At 37.6% G+C, this 17584-nt stretch carries 15 protein-coding genes and 1 tRNA gene; 9 read left to right on the forward strand and 7 right to left on the reverse strand.

Annotation, left to right across the window (positions count from 1 at the left end; genetic code table 11):
* Window positions 1-14: 14 nt before the first annotated feature.
* From FUA48_RS06950 to FUA48_RS06975, 6 genes are all read left to right on the forward strand, one after another.
* On the forward strand, window positions 15-1229 hold the full coding sequence (locus FUA48_RS06950; RefSeq protein ID WP_147582867.1) for a bifunctional folylpolyglutamate synthase/dihydrofolate synthase: 1215 nt from the start codon (window positions 15-17) through the stop codon (window positions 1227-1229).
* A gap of 92 nt (window positions 1230-1321) precedes the next feature.
* A tRNA-Val gene (locus FUA48_RS06955) sits at window positions 1322-1396 on the forward strand.
* A 67-nt stretch (window positions 1397-1463) separates the two neighbouring features.
* Complete coding sequence (locus FUA48_RS06960; RefSeq protein WP_147582868.1) at window positions 1464-1955, forward strand: hypothetical protein; 492 nt, start codon at window positions 1464-1466, stop codon at window positions 1953-1955.
* 445 nt (window positions 1956-2400) lie between these two features.
* Window positions 2401-2760 carry a hypothetical protein gene (locus FUA48_RS06965; protein ID WP_147582869.1) on the forward strand — a complete coding sequence of 120 codons (360 nt, stop codon included), beginning with the start codon at window positions 2401-2403 and terminating at the stop codon, window positions 2758-2760.
* 13 nt (window positions 2761-2773) lie between these two features.
* Entirely contained in the window at window positions 2774-3514 is a 741-nt protein-coding gene (locus FUA48_RS06970; RefSeq protein WP_147582870.1) for a hypothetical protein, read from the forward strand.
* 9 nt (window positions 3515-3523) lie between these two features.
* Entirely contained in the window at window positions 3524-4033 is a 510-nt protein-coding gene (locus FUA48_RS06975; RefSeq protein WP_147582871.1) for a hypothetical protein, read from the forward strand.
* Window positions 4034-4192: 159 nt separating this feature from the next.
* Here the strand turns inward: FUA48_RS06975 and FUA48_RS06980 are convergent, their stop codons facing one another.
* From FUA48_RS06980 to gldJ, 7 genes are all read right to left on the reverse strand, one after another.
* Entirely contained in the window at window positions 4193-5074 is an 882-nt protein-coding gene (locus FUA48_RS06980) for an SDR family oxidoreductase (RefSeq protein ID WP_147582872.1), read from the reverse strand.
* 75 nt (window positions 5075-5149) lie between these two features.
* Window positions 5150-5728: a Crp/Fnr family transcriptional regulator gene (locus FUA48_RS06985; RefSeq protein ID WP_147582873.1), complete on the reverse strand. Its 579-nt coding sequence runs from the start codon at window positions 5726-5728 to the stop codon at window positions 5150-5152.
* A gap of 97 nt (window positions 5729-5825) precedes the next feature.
* Window positions 5826-7076, reverse strand: coding sequence for an MFS transporter (locus FUA48_RS06990; RefSeq protein WP_147582874.1), 1251 nt, complete (start codon window positions 7074-7076; stop codon window positions 5826-5828).
* Between the two features lie 25 nt (window positions 7077-7101).
* Entirely contained in the window at window positions 7102-7329 is a 228-nt protein-coding gene (locus FUA48_RS06995; protein ID WP_147582875.1) for a hypothetical protein, read from the reverse strand.
* A gap of 3 nt (window positions 7330-7332) precedes the next feature.
* Window positions 7333-7926 carry a TetR/AcrR family transcriptional regulator gene (locus tag FUA48_RS07000; protein ID WP_147582876.1) on the reverse strand — a complete coding sequence of 198 codons (594 nt, stop codon included), beginning with the start codon at window positions 7924-7926 and terminating at the stop codon, window positions 7333-7335.
* 110 nt (window positions 7927-8036) lie between these two features.
* Window positions 8037-9323: a UDP-N-acetylmuramoyl-tripeptide--D-alanyl-D-alanine ligase gene (locus FUA48_RS07005; protein WP_147582877.1), complete on the reverse strand. Its 1287-nt coding sequence runs from the start codon at window positions 9321-9323 to the stop codon at window positions 8037-8039.
* A 69-nt stretch (window positions 9324-9392) separates the two neighbouring features.
* Window positions 9393-11063, reverse strand: a complete 1671-nt coding sequence (gene gldJ / locus FUA48_RS07010) for a gliding motility lipoprotein GldJ (protein ID WP_147582878.1) — start codon at window positions 11061-11063, stop codon at window positions 9393-9395.
* Between the two features lie 208 nt (window positions 11064-11271).
* Between gldJ and porU the strand changes: the two genes are divergently transcribed.
* The 3 genes from porU to pdhA all read left to right on the forward strand — a co-directional run bounded on the left by porU (window position 11272) and on the right by pdhA (window position 17582).
* Window positions 11272-15114, forward strand: coding sequence for a type IX secretion system sortase PorU (gene porU / locus FUA48_RS07015; RefSeq protein ID WP_147582879.1), 3843 nt, complete (start codon window positions 11272-11274; stop codon window positions 15112-15114).
* Window positions 15115-15155: 41 nt separating this feature from the next.
* On the forward strand, window positions 15156-16376 hold the full coding sequence (gene porV, locus FUA48_RS07020; protein ID WP_147582880.1) for a type IX secretion system outer membrane channel protein PorV: 1221 nt from the start codon (window positions 15156-15158) through the stop codon (window positions 16374-16376).
* A gap of 204 nt (window positions 16377-16580) precedes the next feature.
* Entirely contained in the window at window positions 16581-17582 is a 1002-nt protein-coding gene (gene pdhA, locus FUA48_RS07025) for a pyruvate dehydrogenase (acetyl-transferring) E1 component subunit alpha (RefSeq protein ID WP_147582881.1), read from the forward strand.
* The last annotated feature ends 2 nt before the right edge of the window (window positions 17583-17584 follow it).

A 17584-nucleotide genomic window follows, 5' to 3' on the forward strand; every position in this document is an offset into this window, starting at 1 on the left:
GTCATTTTTTTATTATGACCTATCAGCAAACTATAGAATGGATGTTTAAGCAGTTGCCCATGTATCAGACCCAGGGGGCTTCTGCTTTTAAAAAAGACCTTACCAATACATTATTACTGGCTAAGCATTTAAATAACCCTGAAAATGGGTTTAAATCGATACATGTGGCCGGTACAAACGGAAAAGGTTCGGTATCTAATATGCTTGCTTCTATCTTACAGGAAACGGGCTATAAGGTGGGGTTATACACCTCGCCGCACCTTAAGGATTTCAGGGAGCGCATAAAAATTAACGGGAAGGATATATCCGAAGAGTTTGTTTGCAGCTTTATGGAGAAAAATAAGCCTTTCTTTGAAGAGAATCATCTTAGTTTTTTTGAAATGACTGTTGGCCTGGCTTTCGATTATTTCACTAAAGAAAAGGTTGATGTGGCTGTTATAGAAACAGGAATGGGAGGCAGGTTGGATTCAACTAATATTATCACTCCCTTGGTTTCGGTTATCACCAATATAGGTTTCGATCATATGCAGTTTTTGGGAGATACCCTGGAAAAGATAGCTTATGAAAAGGCGGGGATAATTAAAAACAACATTCCTGTGGTTGTAGGTGAATATATGTCGGAGACCAAAGTTGTTTTTGAAACCAAAGCGAAGGAAATGAATGCCAGTATCACTTTTGCTTCTGACGAGGAGTTTACGGAGTATGAATCGGATCTTACGGGTGATTACCAGCAAAAAAATAAGAAAACTGTTTTAGCCGCACTGAATGTTTTAAATAATCAATTTACTATAAGTGATGCTAATATTAAAGCTGGCTTTTTAAATGTTGTAAAGAATACAGGGTTTATGGGTAGATGGCAAATACTGCAACATGACCCTATGGTGGTTTGCGACACGGCTCATAATGCAGATGGGCTTAAAATTGTGGTTAACCAGATTGAAAAGCAAAAATTTGATGTTTTAAGGATAGTTTTTGGAGTGGTAAACGATAAAGACCTGAGTGAAATTTTACCACTGATGCCTAAAAATGCAATTTATTATTTCTGTAAACCGAATTTAATGCGTGGGCTTGATGCAAATATCCTTCAGCAGGAATTTGCTAAGTTTGATTTGAAGGGTAAAGTATATGCTTCTGTTGGAGATGCTTATATAAATGCATTGAATGATGCCGGTAAAAATGACTTTATTTATGTGGGAGGAAGCACATTTGTGGTAGCAGAAATTTTATAATTTTTTAAAATAATGTTTGCAAATACAAAAAAACGGTCTATATTTGCACTCGCAATAAGGAACTAAATAAGTGACGAAATTGCAGACATATCGGGCGATTAGCTCAGCTGGTTCAGAGCACCTCGTTTACACCGAGGGGGTCGGGGGTTCGAACCCCTCATCGCCCACAGAAAAAACCTTCAGTGAAAACTGAAGGTTTTTTTCTTTATATTAGTTTGTCTATCTCAATATACCATGTTAAAGTCAATAAAAAGAATAATTGTTTTTTCATTACTTTTTTTACAAAGCCTCATCATTATTAGTTGCCAAAATCAGTCATTAGAGAAATGTGTCATTAACGGCAAGAAGGATTATTGGTTGCTTTACGATGAAGTTGAGCCAGGATATCTGGGAGGGCCATATTTTAAATTTAATGATGATGGAGTTTGCAGGCGTTATCAAAAAGATTTAAATAATGAGTTTACTCAAACAAACAGTCAAGGAGATCTAGTTTTTTATGACACTGCCTGGTCTGTATCAAGAGATAGTATTTTGACTTGGGGTGAGCACTCTCTCGATATTGTTGATTATAATGAAAATACAATTACTCTCTATTTGAACAGGCAGGATAGATTTTTGTTTTTATTTAGGGTTAATGAAAATTCAGCAAGAAAACCACTCCGATACTATATTGATAAGCGTAAAGAATATCCTGAAAAGTATCCTGAACCTTATTCAAAGTTGTGATTTTAATTCAAATAATTTTCACTGATGTCTTTCAATATTCCTATTTGTTGAGGTTTCCAGCTAAGTAAGTTTCTGGTTTTTTCGCTAGAGGTATAACCATTCATGCCTGCAAATTCACTTACCCTTTAAAACTTTCATTTATTGATTTAGACTCAATTCTGTATCAGGATTTAAAAATATACTTGTATTTAGGCAGTAGCAATAAATACATCTTATAAAGAGATTAACGGTCTTGTTATAGACCTGTCAGAATTAAAGTCTTAAAAAAACTGGTAAATCAAGATGGAAAAATACCTATAGTTGGGTATTGCCGTGGTTGTTATTATAATCTTACTTTGGGATTATAACTAAATGATTACCAATGAATAATTTATTTCAGAAACCAAGATCTGCAGATAATTTCAAACAGGAATATCTCCTGCCAGGATATTGGCACATTATAAAAATGGTACAGTTGCCAGATCTATATCTATTGGACAGCCAAGGAAACCAGAGGGCAAAATTATATGATCGATACTCAGATGTCAGAGTATGGTGGGATAATGGCCCTAAATTCTATATTACGGGGTATGTGCATTCAGTTAAGGTTATTTCTGCTTCAACACCTGCATTTCAGTTACGTTTGGATTGGAAAAACCAGGGAGGGGGTGTTTTGAGAAGTGAAACCATTACCGGTAATGTTACCTGTAATGACGATGGAAGAAGAGAATCATGGACCTACTCAGTCAGCGACGAGATGGCAGATCAAATAAAAAGCATTTCATCACAAACATCAGGGAGTATAAACTGGTTACCCTGCAATTAATCAAAATTATAATATGAAAACGTTCAAAACTAAAATCACGGATCAGTTTGGTAACAGGCAACCTTTAGAAATCTCAATTGATGAGAATAAGAAAACAGGAACCTTAATTTACCTGCAGGACACGTTTCCTATCAGTAACTGTATGAAATCCTCGACCACCAATGGGTTGGTCTTTTTAATGCACATTGGCGAGTTTATAAAACTTCGCGCCGGATTGTTTGTAGTTTGCAATGAGGTAGAGGGGACTATTACACTTATGGCAGGGAATACGCCACACAAGTATCCTATACAGCGGGATACTTGTGACGAGTTTAAAAATTTTGCAGACAACCTAAATCTTCCTGTTACATCACAAGGTAAAGATGTTGATGATGAAAACCCAATACAGGAAGTTATCATCAAAATGCCTGAAGATGCACCAAAATCACATCTGTCGATGTTTATAGGCTGGTATCCTTATGGCCAGGGGGCGCTGGCTAATTTTAAAAATATTGCAGTAAATAATACTGATATGGATCTCTCGCAGGCTTATGATTTACCTACGGGTAATGGTACCATTGTACCACTGGGAATGCTTGATCCAAAAAAAGACTATCTGCTGGCCTGGGAGTGCCGCTCAAATTATTCGGGAGACGCAAAAACGTCTGTGGGTTATTTCCTTAACAATAACCTCAATAATAGAGTTATTCTTAAAACAAAAAATATAGATGCCTTTGAAGAGTGGGCCGACTCAGCCATTATTTCAATCCCTTAACTCAGTACTATGGAAAAGCTTACTATTGAAGAAAGAATAAAAAATGTACCGTCTAATATAGATGTTATAATATGGACGTTTATCTCCAAAGGTACACATCAGGTGCAGTTAGAATTGCCTAAAAAAAGTGGTGGCAAAGACCCTGCTTTTAATGGTATGATGTATAATGAAACTACATTTGAGGTTAAAAAGTTTACAAAGGATTTCCCTTCTGTATGGCAGCGTAAAAGTAAAAAGGAAATTTACAGTTATGTCTCAGGAACAAGCGAAGACAAAATAACAGCTACTTTTCATTTTGAAAATATTGAGATTATTGATTTTGCCCATAACCCGGTAATTGAAGTAGACCTTATTAAAAATCCTTTTGATATGGATGGTTCGCTGCCTTATCTTGAAATTTTAGCGGTGCATTTAACAAACCCTCTGCAGTATTATTTGCCTGTTAAAGGGTTAATGAAATTTGGATTACATAAAATTAATTTATTTACTAATCCTGTACCTTCACCATCAGCACAATAAAGGTTTGACTTATACCTCAGTTTATTTAGCTGCATATAATCTTAGATTGAATGAGAACTATTTGATTCGAAAAATAGCAGGATTGGTGATGTTTTAAATGATACACAGGATTATGTGATGAAAAGTTAAACCAAATACCCTCATATGAGGGTATTTGGTTTAAAAATAATTTTCGCTAATGTCTTCCAACAATCCTATTTGTTGAGGTTTCCAGTCAAGTATGTTTCTGGTTTTTTCGCTGGAAGCATAACCATCCATACCAGCAAAATGAGTAAACCAAGTAAAATGTGCCTCGGCCTCATCATGATTCAGGCTTCTTACAGGTAATGAAATACCTTTGCTGATAGTTTTAGCAATTTCTTTAAACGGTACTCCTTCTTCCGCTACAGGGTGGAAAACTTTTTGCTCAGGTTGTTTCTCAACAATAAGTCGGTATAGGCTGGCGGCATCCTCTCTGTGTACTGCAGGCCATCTGTTAAGTCCTTCGCCTATATAGCCGCACTGTCCTTTCTCTTTATCCATTTCTATAACAATAGGAATAAACCCGTGGTCGTTTTTGCCGTGTACAATAGGGAGGCGAACAATATATGTATTCACTCCTTTAGCTATTGCTGCTAACGCCGCTTCTTCTGATGCTGCCCTAGGAACACTTGCAGAGCTGGCAGGCTTGTCGTCTTCGGTAATTGCTTTTTCGCTACGAAGTATACCTACAGCCGAAGTAATAACCAATGGTTTTTGTGTTCCTGCAAGTGCATCGCTAAAGATTTCGATTATTTTCCTGTCCTCTTCACAACTATCATGATATCGTGAAAAGTCATGATTAAAGGCGGTGTGGATTACAGCATCGCAGGAAGTTGCTCCTTTTTGGATAATATAGGGGTCGTTTATATCACCCATAAGTACGTTGGCGTCCGTTTCTTTCAGTTTCTGAGCTGAACTTTCAGATCTTACCAGTCCAAGTACTTCCATCCCGGCATTTAATAATTCATTTACTATTGCTGAGCCTACAAAGCCTGAGGCTCCAGTTACAAATACACGCATAATTTTAAGTTTTTAACTGTAACAAAGCACGTTAAAAACAAGGGGATAAACGTGGTCATTTGACCATAATTGAAATTATCTGTGCAGTTGTGTGTGGCGTATTCTGGTAAGTGTTTTAATTGACATGCCCAGATAGGATGCTATCATCCGTAAAGGCAATCGGGACAATAAATTTGGAAAACGTTGGATGAAATCATCATATTTTTCTTCAGGTGTGCCACTAAGCGTAGTTAATATGCGTTGCCTGCTGTAGTATATGTTTCGGGATATAATTTGCTGCGACAACTTACGGAGTTCAGGGACTTCATTCAGTAATCTGTTAAAGTCATCTTTTGTCCATAATAGTACTTCTGTAGGTTCAGTGGCTCCTATGTTTATTAAGGAAGGGGTTTCCTTGTCATAGCTTTCTATGTCAAGTGTCCAGGTGTGTTCGGGGGAGAACTGTACTATATGTTCGTTGCCATTTGCATCAATACTGTACGTGCGAAGCAGTCCTTTTGCTATAAAAACCTTATGACGGCAAACATCTCCCGCCTGTAGTAAGAGTTCGTTACGACGTAATGTTTTATTTATCGCATTATTGCCAATATCTTGGATAGTATCTTCCATAAGGGAGGTATTGGCTACCAGGTATTTTTCAAATTCAGGATGCATTATATAAAAGTAATGAATTAAAGCATTTAAATGTATTGAATAAAAAACTCCGGCAGTACCGGAGTTGAAAAAACTATAAGTTTTTTGATTGATGATGTTATATAGCGACTTCGGTTACTCTTTCTCTCGGATTAACCATTGAGTCTACCCTTTGTATAAGTAAGATAGATGCAAGGGTTATAATACTTATTACATAGCCCAGTATGTCATAATTTATTAGCGGACTGGTTTTAGTTTCCTGATGAACTATAAATCCGGCACAAACAGCGGCAATACCTCCGGCAATTTGTTGCAGAGATGAGGTAATGGCCATATAGGCTCCCCTGTCCTGAGTTTCCGGTACAGCTGTATTTAAGGTTGTAGACGGAACCATTCTGCTCATAATTCCCATAAATAATACCATGTTTATTAATATAATCTGCCATACAGGAATAGGAGGTAGGTTGGTGTATATTAAGATCATAATTATTGAAATTAATGACCCTATGGCAAAAAGCTTCAGCTTACTCACTTTGTCACTTAATCTACCTATAATTGGCATTATGAATAATACAGATACTCCTGTAAAAAAGAATATTATAGGAAGCTGTTCATGGCTAACATGTATGTTGTTTACTAAATAAGCCGTTCCAAATGGCTGAAGCATAAATCCGCCTACAGAAAGTATGGCAATAGCGGTAAAGCCTACCTGATATCTTTTGTTGCCTAATGTGTGGAAAAGATGGAGGAATGGGCTTTTATCCGATTGTAATTCTAAATGCTTGTTTATAGGCTGAAGTTTAATAACTATTACGGCAAGTGTAATAATTGCCAGTACTACTATCATTAAGAAAGAAGAGTGCCATCCCCAGTTGTTTGCAAAGTATAAGCCTAATGGTATACCTAAAATCTGGCTGCTTGCAAAAGCCATTTGTATAAAGCCCATTACACGGCCTCTTTGTTGCAGTACGAATAAATCGGTTACTATAGCAAGTGATATGGATCCTATAACTCCTCCAAATAGACCTGTGAATATCCTTGCGGCAACAAGAGTCCAATAGCTGTTTGCCATGGCACAGAAAAATGTTCCCAGAATAAATCCGGTATAGAAAAACATAAGCAGTTTTTTACGGTCAAATTTATCAGCAAAACCTGCTGCCAATAGACCCGATGTTCCGGCACTGAAAGCATATGCCGAAACGGCAAAGCCAAAATTTGACGTAGACATGTTAAGATTCTTCATTAGTATGTCTCCTAAGGGGGATATAACCATGAAGTCCAGGATTACGGTAAACTGTGCAATTGCCAGTAAAGCTATTACGAGTTTTTGATAGGGTGTAAACTTTGGAATTTCTGATTTTGATTTCATTTTTTGATTGATGATTGATTATGATTTATACAAGTTCTGCGCAGCTGTGGCCTGCAGAAAGTACGAGTTCTATAATATCGTTGGTATTTATACTTTTGCTAACAACTCTTAACACGCAGTCGGTGTCATCACAGTCTATGCTCCAGTCCTGTATTTCAGGATGACTGTTTAGTTTTTTCGTGACTTCACAATTGCTGCAATGCTCAGTTATATCAGTTTTAAAAACGTGTATTTGTGGTTGGTCTTGTTTCATTTTTTAGTTTTTTAGTCCTTTTATCATTATATCAAATGTCTGTTTTAGTGCTTCATCGGTTAGTACAAATTTTTTTCCACCCATGCTTTTTCCTTCACGGTTAAAGTTTATCAAAGCATATAAAGGTCCGTATGCCGCACACCAGAATATTTCCGGAGGCATAGGTGTAAGTTCTTTTCTTTCAACTGCATTTTTAAAAAAATCCATCATCAGCTGTTTGAATTTCTGGAGCGCTTCGGTTTGCATTATTTCTTCAGCAAAAGGGGAGTGTTTCATTGCTTCAAAGCAGGAAACTTCGGTTGGATATTTTAAAGCATAACCAGCGCGGTTTTGCCATTGTTTCCACATGCCTTCCTCAAAAGGCATATCGGCGCTAAAACCATCCACTACCATCCCGAAAAATTTGTTTCCCAGTTTGCTGCCTACCTGTTTTATTAAATCGTCTTTGTCTTTGTAATATATATATAGGGTAGCTACAGATATATTGCATGCCTTTGCCAGCTTATTCATACTAAAGCCATCAAAGCCATGTTTTACAATCTGTTCAATAGTTTTTTTATAAACCAGTTCTTCTTTATCGGTATCCCTTGTCCTCATGTGGTAGTTTTTATGAGGCAAAAGTAATTAAATAAATGAATGTTCATTCATTTATAATGTAAAATTTTTATGAAATAAAAAACGCTCTCAATATGAAAGCGTTTTTTTGTTTATAAAATATCTAATGTGCGTTCTAGTGCCATACCTCTGGAACCCTTTATCAATATTGTTTTTTGTAAGGGTTTTATATTGCTGAGGTATTCTTTAAAGTTCTCAAAAGTGTCAAAAAAGAAAAGGTGATCACTGCTAATTTTATTAGCATAAAAATCTTTTCCGATAAAATATGTTTCTACCTGATGCTTGTCAGCCATCTTGTTTACAAGTTTTCTGTGTTCGTCAAGGCTTTCTGTACCCAGTTCAAACATATCCCCCAAGATTGCTATTTTTGATTTCGCATCCAGCTGTAAAAGATTGTCAAGGGCTGCATTCATACTGCTTGGATTAGCATTATAGGCGTCCATAATAATACTGTTGCTGTTTTTCTCTATCAGCTGCGAGCGGTTATTGTTAGGGATGTAATTTTCTATAGCTTCCTTGATTTTCTTATCGCTTATTTTAAAATAGGTGCCTATGGTTATTGCGGCATTTATGTTATTTGCATTATAGATACCTATAAGGTTTGATTGAATATCAAGATTGTTGTATTTAATTGTAACCATAGGGTTAGCATGAACTGTATCAATCCTAACATCGCAATTATAATCATCAACGGCAAATGTAAAGCGTGACATATCTTTTGTTTTTTCATCCTGAATGGAATCGTCCAGATTTACAAAGACAGTTTTAGTGTGTGATTTCAGGTATTCGTAAAGTTCGCTTTTTCCCTGAATTACGCCCTCAACACCTCCAAAGCCTTCAAGATGTGCTTTGCCAAAATTGGTTATATACCCAAAGTTAGGCTCTGCGATATTGCACAAAAATTCAATTTCCTTTTTATGGTTGGCACCCATTTCCACGATGCCTATCTCTGTGTCATTAGTAAAGGAAAGCAGGGTTAGGGGAACACCTATATGGTTGTTAAGGTTGCCTATAGTGGCTGTAGTGTTATATTTTTTTGAAAGAACCGCATTAATAAGTTCTTTGGTAGTGGTCTTGCCATTGCTACCGGTTAAGGCTATTATTGGCAGGCCTAATATATTCCTGTGGTGGTTGGCAAGCTGTTGTAAAGCCGTAAGTCCGTTATCAACTAAAAGTATCCTGTCGTTTGTTTTGTATTCGGGATTGTCTACTACGGCATAAGCGGCCCCTTTAGCAAGGGCTTCTTCTGCAAAAGTATTGGCGTCAAAACGGTCGCCCTTTAATGCTACAAACAGGGAGTTGGCTTCAATTTTTCGGGTGTCGGTAGTAACCGAACTGCATTTAATGAAGTACTGGTATAGTTCTTCTGTAGTTGTCATAGGTGTATAAAAAAATAAAGCCCTAAGATAGGGCTTTATTTTTTTATTTATAGGAAATTAATCTTTTGATTAACCTTTGTGTCTTGCAGTTTTCTTAGTAGACTTAGGACCTACTTTAGACATTGCACATCTGAATCCGATGAAGTCAGTTGCCATATCTTGTGGGTAGTATCTTCTTTGAGCCGGGTCTAACCAGTAAGCTCTGTCTCTCCAAGATCCACCTTTGTAAACTCTTACGTTGTCATTGACAAGGGTAGTTCTCTTGTTAGATTTATCCCATTCTCTTAACATGTTCCCTAAGCTGTCAGTTTCAACTTTGTGCTGAGGAGAGTCATACATTTGGCTTGTAGTGTTTACACCTTCTTCAGAAGAACCTCCGTAGTCGTAGAAACGGGTAGACTGTCTGTCACCATCTCTATAGTTACGGTTATCACTCTTAGTGTAGTTTTGTCTTAAGTAAACATCTTCTTCAGTAACAGGAGTTCTTGCAATTTGACCTGGTAGGTTTCTGTACTGGATTCTACCGTTACTTAAAGTGTCATACTCTATAGTTTCAGAAGTAACAATTTCTGCTCTTCCGTCTTCACCAATTTGGTTTTTCATGTAAACGTTACCTCTGTAGTAGTTGAAGTCACTTGCTTCATCATCTATAATAGGACGGTATACATCGGCTACCCACTCGGCTACGTTACCTGCCATATCGTAAAGACCAAAGTCGTTTGGTGGGTAAGATTTAACCGGTGCAGTAATATCTGCGTTGTCATCAGACCATCCTGCAATTCCTCCGTAGTCACCTTTACCTTGTTTAAAGTTAGCTAACTGGTCACCTCTTTTCTGTCTTTTACCAGAACGAGTGTATTGGCCTTTCCAAGGATATTTTTTGTTACCACGGTAAATGTTGTACTCACGGTTACCTACAAGTGCGATAGCAGCATATTCCCACTCAGCTTCCGTTGGAAGTCTGTACTCAGGTGAAATTAAACCTGAAGTTCTTTGAGCATATACGTTAACAGCCTCTTCGTCGCCTGCAAGTTTGTTGTTACGACCTCTTAGAACAACCTCTTCGTTACCTCCGTAAGCTTTAGTAGGGCTTTCAAGGTAAGTTTCAGTGTCAAAGTTGTTTTCGGCAGTTACGTCAAGAATTTTTGCATCTCTCTTAAGGAAACCTTCTTTTTCAAGAATAGCCTCATTAACACGGTTTGTTCTCCAGTCACAAAACTCAACTGCCTGAATCCAGTTAACACCTACTACAGGGTAGTTAGCGTAAGCCGGGTGTCTAAGGTAGTTGTTAGTCATGGTTTCGTTATAGCCAAGAGCACTTCTCCATACTAATGTATCAGGTAGAGCACCTACATAAATGTTTTTGTAGTTCTCTTCTGTTGGTGGGTAAACTTTCTTCAACCAGTCAAGGTACTCCATGTACATAACATTAGTAACCTCGGTTTCGTCCATATAAAAAGATTGAACATGCTGTTGGTTTGGAGTGTTATTCCAATCATGCATTACATCATCCTGAACTCTACCCATGGTAAAAGTTCCTCCTTCAACCTCTACAAGTCCGGGAGCTGGCTCCTGTTGTTTGTAGTTAGAGTTGTGTTGGAAACCACCCTTTTTGTCATTGATTTTCCAACCAGTCGCAGAGGAAGTATTACTACCACCTTTCTTGCTACAACCGGTAAAACCAACTGCTACTGCAACTGCAAGTAGCAATTTAAAAGCTGTAATCTTGTTAATCTTCATACTTTTTGCAGGTAATTAATTTCGTGGCGCAATATAATAATTAACCATTAAACCGCAACACGTTTTTAAAATTTTTAATAAAATTCCAAAATTATGTTAATAGTGTCTTTAAATAACGCATGAATTGAAGTAATATTGCAATCCTGATAAATAAAAAAAATCTTTTTATTGCCGTAATATATTTTTACTATTTACGTTGTCACAATTGATGAAAAATAGAATACTCCTTATAATGCTGTTTTTTTCTTTGCTGTCTTATGCTCAGCAGGGTACTGTAAATATTACCTGGAAAGACAATGCAAAGTTTCCTTTAAATGAGGGTAATTCAGTAAAAATTCCGCAGTTTGACTATTCTAATATGGAGTATAGGGACGATTCGTCTGAGCTTTTTTTCAGACAAAGATTTCCTGTTTCCGGAAGAGTAAATCCTGCTTCTTTTCAGGTTACTAATATAGTTTATGAGAGTATTTCGGCCGATTTACTGGGAGAGCTTTCTGTAAATAAGATCCCGACTTCCATCAATCAGAAGCTTGAAAGTGCCCATGCCCGTAATAAATGGTATGCAGAAATAAGGTTTTCTCCTATTATAAAAGACGGTTCGGGCTATAAAAGGGTTAAGTCATTTTCTTACTCCTATTATATAGGTGGCGGAGCATTTAATTTTAAGGATACCCAAATTATAACCAATTCGGTTTTGGCTTCCGGAGAATGGCGCAGGTTTTATGTGCAAAAATCGGGTGTGTACAGGATATCAAAAAGTTTCCTTCAGCAAATAGGAGTTAATGTAAATGTAGATCCGCGAAAGATTAAGATATATGGTAACGGCGGCCGCATGGCTCCGTTAAACAATAGTATTGCTTATCCTGATGACCTGGCTGAAAACGCCATACTGTTTGTAGGAGAAGAGGATGGTAATTTTGGTGATGGCGATTATATACTTTTCTATGCTGAAGGTGTTGATAACTGGAATGCTGAAAGTGGTACCAATAAAAATCTATTTGCTGATAAAGCATATTATTATGTGACTTCCTCCGGGACAGATGGTAAAAGGATTAATGATGTGGTCCAGCCAACAGGCCCTGCAACGGTAACGGTAACTTCTTTTGATGATTATTATTTTCACGAAGAGGACTTGGTAAGTGTTGCCAGGCTGGGAAGAAAATGGCATGGCGAGCAGTTTAATGTTAATAATAGCCAGGATTTTGAGTTTTTTGTTCCGGATATCGATTTGACTTCGCCTGTAACTATTAACGTAAGTGCTGCTGCTACTTCGGTAACTTCCACTACAATGGGAGTTAAGGCAAACGGGCAAAATGTAGGGACTGTTACTTTTAGTTCGTCGAGTGGTAGTAATGTAGCCAGAGAGGGGATGAACTCCAATCAGGGTTTTATTGGGACTTTTACTCCTGCAGGAGGTACAATTACTGTAAATCTTACTTATAATAATAATGGTGTTCCCGGGTCTAATGCCTGGTTGGATTATATTATTATAAAGCCTAAGCGTTTTTTAAAAGGTAACGGAAAGCAATTCAGATTTCAGTATGATGCAGCCGGTGGTAATACCGGTGTTTTGGAATATCAGTTAACAAATGCATCGGGTATAAATGCAGTTTGGGATATTACTGATATATATAATGCAAGGAAAGTGACTAACGAATCTAATCAGGGTCAGTTTTCTTTCAAGGCTCAGGCCGGGGAGGTGAGAAAATATATCACAGTCGTTCCTTCTGATTATTATTCTCCTTTAAGAGATAGTCAAACGGCTGTTGCTAATCAAAATATAAAAGGGACTATTTTTAATAATTCTCAAGGACAGTTTCAAGATGTAGATTATCTTATAGTTACGCCTGCCTATCTTAATTCGGAGGCAGAAAGGCTGGCTAATATCCACAGGACAAGTTCCGGTTTGAATGTAAAGGTTGTTAATCTTGAAAATATCTATCAGGAGTTTTCTTCTGGTAAACAGGATATAGCAGCGATAAGAAATCTGGTTAGGTATATATATTTTAATGCCTCTTCAGATGATAAACGAATAAAGTATGTTTGCCTTTTTGGTGATGCCTCTTTTGATTATAAAAACAGGATACCTAATAATACGAATATAGTTCCTACTTTCCATGCTTATGGAGGCAGTATTGCTAATTATAATACTGCAACTACATTTGTTTCGGATGAATTTTTCGGACTAATGGATGCTAATGAAGGGCCTATTGTTAATAATGCTGAATCTGCCGATGTGGCAATAGGGCGTATGTTGGTGACCGACGCTACTGATGCCAGGGAAATGGTAGATAAAGTCGCAGCTTATCTGCACGAAGAGTCTTATGGAAGGTGGAGAAATGAGTATATTCTTCTGGCTGATGATCCTGATGCGGAGGTCTCTAATTTTGTGCCGGAGATGGAGGAAGTGTATGATATGGTGGTGGCTAATAAACCTTTTATTAATGTAAGAAAAATATATTCTGATGCTTATGTTCAGGAATCTTCTTCCGGAGGGTTCAGGTATCCTAAGGCTAAGCAGCAAATAATAAGGAGTATAAATTACGGTTCGCTTATCGTAAATTATCTTGGCCACGGAGGAGAAGACGGTATGGCAGCTGAAAGGATTTTTGAGAAAACAGATGCGCAGGAACTTAATAATGAAAATAAGTATCCGTTATTTATTACTGTAACGTGTGAGCTTACCCGTTTTGATAATCCATACAGAGAAACCTGTGGAGAATACCTTTACTGGAATCCAAAAGGAGGTGCGATTGGGTTAATTACTACTACCAGGTCTATTTTTGTAAGTGCTGCATTTGGTTTCAATACAGCCTTGCCAGAGTATCTGTTTGCTTTTGATGGCGGAGAATATCCGTCTATGGCCGAAGCAATGAGGATGGCTAAAGTGGCTCAGGGTAATTCTAATTTAAGGGTTGTTTCTTTTATTGGTGATCCGGCTCTTGTAGTTGCTATACCAAAACCTAAAATTGTACTTACTGAGATTAATGATGTGCCTGTTAGCGGAGCGCCTGAAGCGCTTAAAGCATTATCTTTTGTGAAGCTTGAAGGTCAGGTTACAGATGAGGCAGGTAATTTGTTAAGTAATTATAGCGGAGAACTTGCTGCTACCGTTTTTGATAAGCCTATTGATATGCCACTTTTAGAGAATGATGGTATAGCTAATGGAGATGCTACCGATTTTAAGGTTTTAGGTGAGGCTATCTTTAGAGGGAATGCTACTGTTGCAGGTGGTAAGTTTGAATTCAATTTTGTTGTGCCTCGTGATATACGTATTCCTGTAGGTAACGGCAGGGTGAGTTTTTATTCAAAACGTAATAATGTACTGGAAGACCATACAGGGTTTGATAGTGATATTATGATAGGAGGGATTAACGAAAATGCAGAGGAGGATGTTACCGGGCCTACCGTAAGGCTTTATATGAATGATGAGAGTTTTATCTCAGGAGGGATAACTAATGATTCACCTATATTTTTAGCGTTTCTTCAGGATGAGCATGGTATTAATACCGCAAGTGGCATAGGTCATGATATAGTTGCTATTCTTGATGGAGATGAAACAAAGCCATTTGTGCTTAATGATTATTATGAAACTGATGTAGATGATTATATGAAAGGTAGTCTTAAATATCCTTTCAGTGATTTGGAGCCCGGGCTTCATACAATCACCTTCAAAGCATGGGATGTTTATAATAATCTTGTCACTGCCGAAATACAGTTTGTAGTGGTAGGTGACGAGGAGATGAGACTGGAGAAGGTGTTAAATTATCCTAATCCGTTTGTTAGTTATACTGAATTCTGGTTTACCCATAACAGGCCTTTTGAACCGCTTGATGTACAGGTGCAGATTTTTACCGTAAGTGGTAAGGTTGTAAAAACTATTAACCAGTCGGTTACTACCGAAGGTTTTTTATGCCGAGACATCAAATGGGACGGAAGAGACGACTTTGGCGACAGGATTGGTAAAGGAGTGTATGTTTATAAATTGACAGTACGTTCAGCATCAACAGGTAAAAAAGCTGAAAAGTACGAGAAACTTGTATTGCTATAAGAAAATACTATATTTGTTACCTTAAAATTTTCAAGATAAAAATGAAGAAAATAATTTTATTTGCCATTATCCTTTTAGGAGTGCAGATGGCAAAGGCTCAAACTCAAACACAAACAGAAAGAGTAATTACCACAGGAGTTCCTTTTTTACTGATAGCGGCAGATGCAAGAGCGGCGGGTATGGCCGATAACGGCGTTGCTACTTCAACAGATGTTTTCTCTCAGCAATGGAACCCGGCAAAATATGCTTTTGCGCTTAAAGAATATGGAGGGTCTGTAAGTTATACTCCATACCTTACGGATATTGCAAATGATATCTCATTAGCTCAGTTAACATTTTATGACAGGATTAACGACAGGAGTGCTTTTGGTGCCAGTCTTCGTTATTTTGGTTTAGGTGATATCGAGTTAAGGCAAAACCCAGATGAGGAGCCTGTAGTGAGAAGTCCTAACGAACTTGCTTTAGACCTTTCTTATTCACTTAAATTAAGTGAGCGTTTTTCAATGGCTGTTGCAGGACGTTTTATCAGCTCTAATTTAAGAATACCTGAAACTGCAGGTGGTGGTGATGCAAGTGCGGCAACTACTTTTGCTTTTGATGTGGCTGGTTTCTATCAGTCGGAAGAAATACCTTATTCTGATTTTGACGGTAGATGGAGACTTGGATTCAACTTCCAGAACATGGGTCCTAAGATTAACTACAACAACGACGATAATGAAGAAAATGCAAACTTCCTGCCTGCTAACATGAGATTAGGTGGAGGTTTTGATTTCATTTTTGACGAATACAATAAAATAGGTGTTAACCTGGAGCTTACTAAGCTAATGGTACCTACGCCTCCGGCTTATGTCCTTGAGGATTTTGACGGAAACGGTACTGTAGATGCGTCAGACAGAGCTGTTGCAGACACGAACTATTCTCAGGATCTTCAGGATTACAGAAAAATAGGCTGGGTGTCAGGTATGTTTAAGTCATTTGGTGATGCGCCGGACGGATTTAGCGAAGAGCTTAAAGAAATTACTTATTCGGTAGGGGCAGAATATAGCTATCAGGATGCTTTTATGTTTAGGTTAGGTTATTTTAATGAAAGCGAAATGAAAGGTGCCCGTAAGTTTTTCTCTTTAGGTGCCGGTTTCAGATACACAGCTGTTAAGGTCGATGTTTCTTATTTATTCTCCGCTTCGCAGGTAAGAAACCCGCTTGAAAATACACTTCGTTTTTCACTTTCATTCAATTTTGGAGACGATTATGACGAATATTAGTAGTTGGAAATACAATATTTAAAAGGGATTTGATAAAAATCCCTTTTTTATTTTTTGTATGTGGAAAAAAGGGTAAAATACTTTGATTTATTTTTTTAGTTATTAAAGGGAAGTCTTATTTTTGCAGTTCGCAAATTTGTGTGAGGAAACTTTTTGCGTCTAAATCAGATTTTTAAAGAACATATTAGCAACATCTATTAGGAAATGAAAGAAATTACAAAAGAAGTTTATCTGAAATGGTATGAAGACATGCAGTTTTGGAGAAAGTTTGAAGACAAGCTGGCTGCTTTATATATCCAGCAGAAAGTTAGAGGTTTCCTTCACTTATATAACGGGCAGGAAGCAGTTCTTGCCGGTGCTCTTCATGCAATGGACCTGTCTAAAGACAAAATGATTACGGCTTACCGTAACCACGTTCAGCCAATTGGTATGGGAGTAGACCCAAGAAAAGTAATGGCAGAACTTTTAGGTAAAGGTACAGGTACTTCAAAAGGTCTTGGAGGATCTATGCACATTTTCTCTAAAGAACACGGTTTTTATGGTGGTCACGGTATTGTAGGAGCGCAGATTCCTGTAGGTGCCGGTATCGCGTTTGCAGATAAATATTTTGAAACAGGTGGTGTAACCCTTACTTATTTTGGTGACGGAGCTGCACGTCAGGGATCACTTCACGAAGCATTTAACATGGCTATGCTGTGGAAACTTCCTGTAGTGTTTATTGTTGAGAATAATGGTTATGCAATGGGTACTTCTGTAGAGAGGACTGCTAACCACACAGATATATGGAAACTTGGTCTTGGTTATGAAATGCCTTGCGGACCGGTTGACGGTATGAACCCTGTGAAAGTAGCCGAAGCTATGCATGAAGCTATGGAAAGAGCAAGAAGAGGCGATGGTCCTACTTTCCTTGAAATGAAAACGTACCGTTACAGAGGTCACTCAATGAGTGATGCTCAGCACTACAGAACCAAAGAAGAAGTTGAGGAGTACAAAAAAATTGACCCTATCACTCAGGTTCTTGATATCATCAAAGAAAATAACTATGCTACAGATGCAGAAATTGAAGCTATTGATGAAAGAGTAAAAGATCTTGTTGCGGAGTGTGAGAAATTTGCAGAAGAGTCTCCGTACCCGGATTTAAGCGTTATGTATGACGTTGTTTACGAACAGGAAAACTATCCTTTTTTACCACATAAATTACAATAAAA

It is taken from the genome of Flavobacterium alkalisoli (assembly GCF_008000935.1).
GTDB lineage: Bacteria > Bacteroidota > Bacteroidia > Flavobacteriales > Flavobacteriaceae > Flavobacterium > Flavobacterium alkalisoli.

What these genes read in the sequence shown, in the direction of transcription:
- FUA48_RS06950 (WP_147582867.1), top strand. Translation starts at nt 15, where the DNA reads ATGACCTATCAGCAAACTATAGAATGGATGTTTAAGCAGTTGCCCATG.
- FUA48_RS06960 (WP_147582868.1), top strand. Translation starts at nt 1,464, where the DNA reads ATGTTAAAGTCAATAAAAAGAATAATTGTTTTTTCATTACTTTTTTTA.
- FUA48_RS06965 (WP_147582869.1), top strand. Translation starts at nt 2,401, where the DNA reads ATGGTACAGTTGCCAGATCTATATCTATTGGACAGCCAAGGAAACCAG.
- FUA48_RS06970 (WP_147582870.1), top strand. Translation starts at nt 2,774, where the DNA reads ATGAAAACGTTCAAAACTAAAATCACGGATCAGTTTGGTAACAGGCAA.
- FUA48_RS06975 (WP_147582871.1), top strand. Translation starts at nt 3,524, where the DNA reads ATGGAAAAGCTTACTATTGAAGAAAGAATAAAAAATGTACCGTCTAAT.
- FUA48_RS06980 (WP_147582872.1), bottom strand. Translation starts at nt 5,074, where the DNA reads ATGCGTGTATTTGTAACTGGAGCCTCAGGCTTTGTAGGCTCAGCAATA.
- FUA48_RS06985 (WP_147582873.1), bottom strand. Translation starts at nt 5,728, where the DNA reads ATGCATCCTGAATTTGAAAAATACCTGGTAGCCAATACCTCCCTTATG.
- FUA48_RS06990 (WP_147582874.1), bottom strand. Translation starts at nt 7,076, where the DNA reads ATGAAATCAAAATCAGAAATTCCAAAGTTTACACCCTATCAAAAACTC.
- FUA48_RS06995 (WP_147582875.1), bottom strand. Translation starts at nt 7,329, where the DNA reads ATGAAACAAGACCAACCACAAATACACGTTTTTAAAACTGATATAACT.
- FUA48_RS07000 (WP_147582876.1), bottom strand. Translation starts at nt 7,926, where the DNA reads ATGAGGACAAGGGATACCGATAAAGAAGAACTGGTTTATAAAAAAACT.
- FUA48_RS07005 (WP_147582877.1), bottom strand. Translation starts at nt 9,323, where the DNA reads ATGACAACTACAGAAGAACTATACCAGTACTTCATTAAATGCAGTTCG.
- gldJ (WP_147582878.1), bottom strand. Translation starts at nt 11,063, where the DNA reads ATGAAGATTAACAAGATTACAGCTTTTAAATTGCTACTTGCAGTTGCA.
- porU (WP_147582879.1), top strand. Translation starts at nt 11,272, where the DNA reads ATGAAAAATAGAATACTCCTTATAATGCTGTTTTTTTCTTTGCTGTCT.
- porV (WP_147582880.1), top strand. Translation starts at nt 15,156, where the DNA reads ATGAAGAAAATAATTTTATTTGCCATTATCCTTTTAGGAGTGCAGATG.
- pdhA (WP_147582881.1), top strand. Translation starts at nt 16,581, where the DNA reads ATGAAAGAAATTACAAAAGAAGTTTATCTGAAATGGTATGAAGACATG.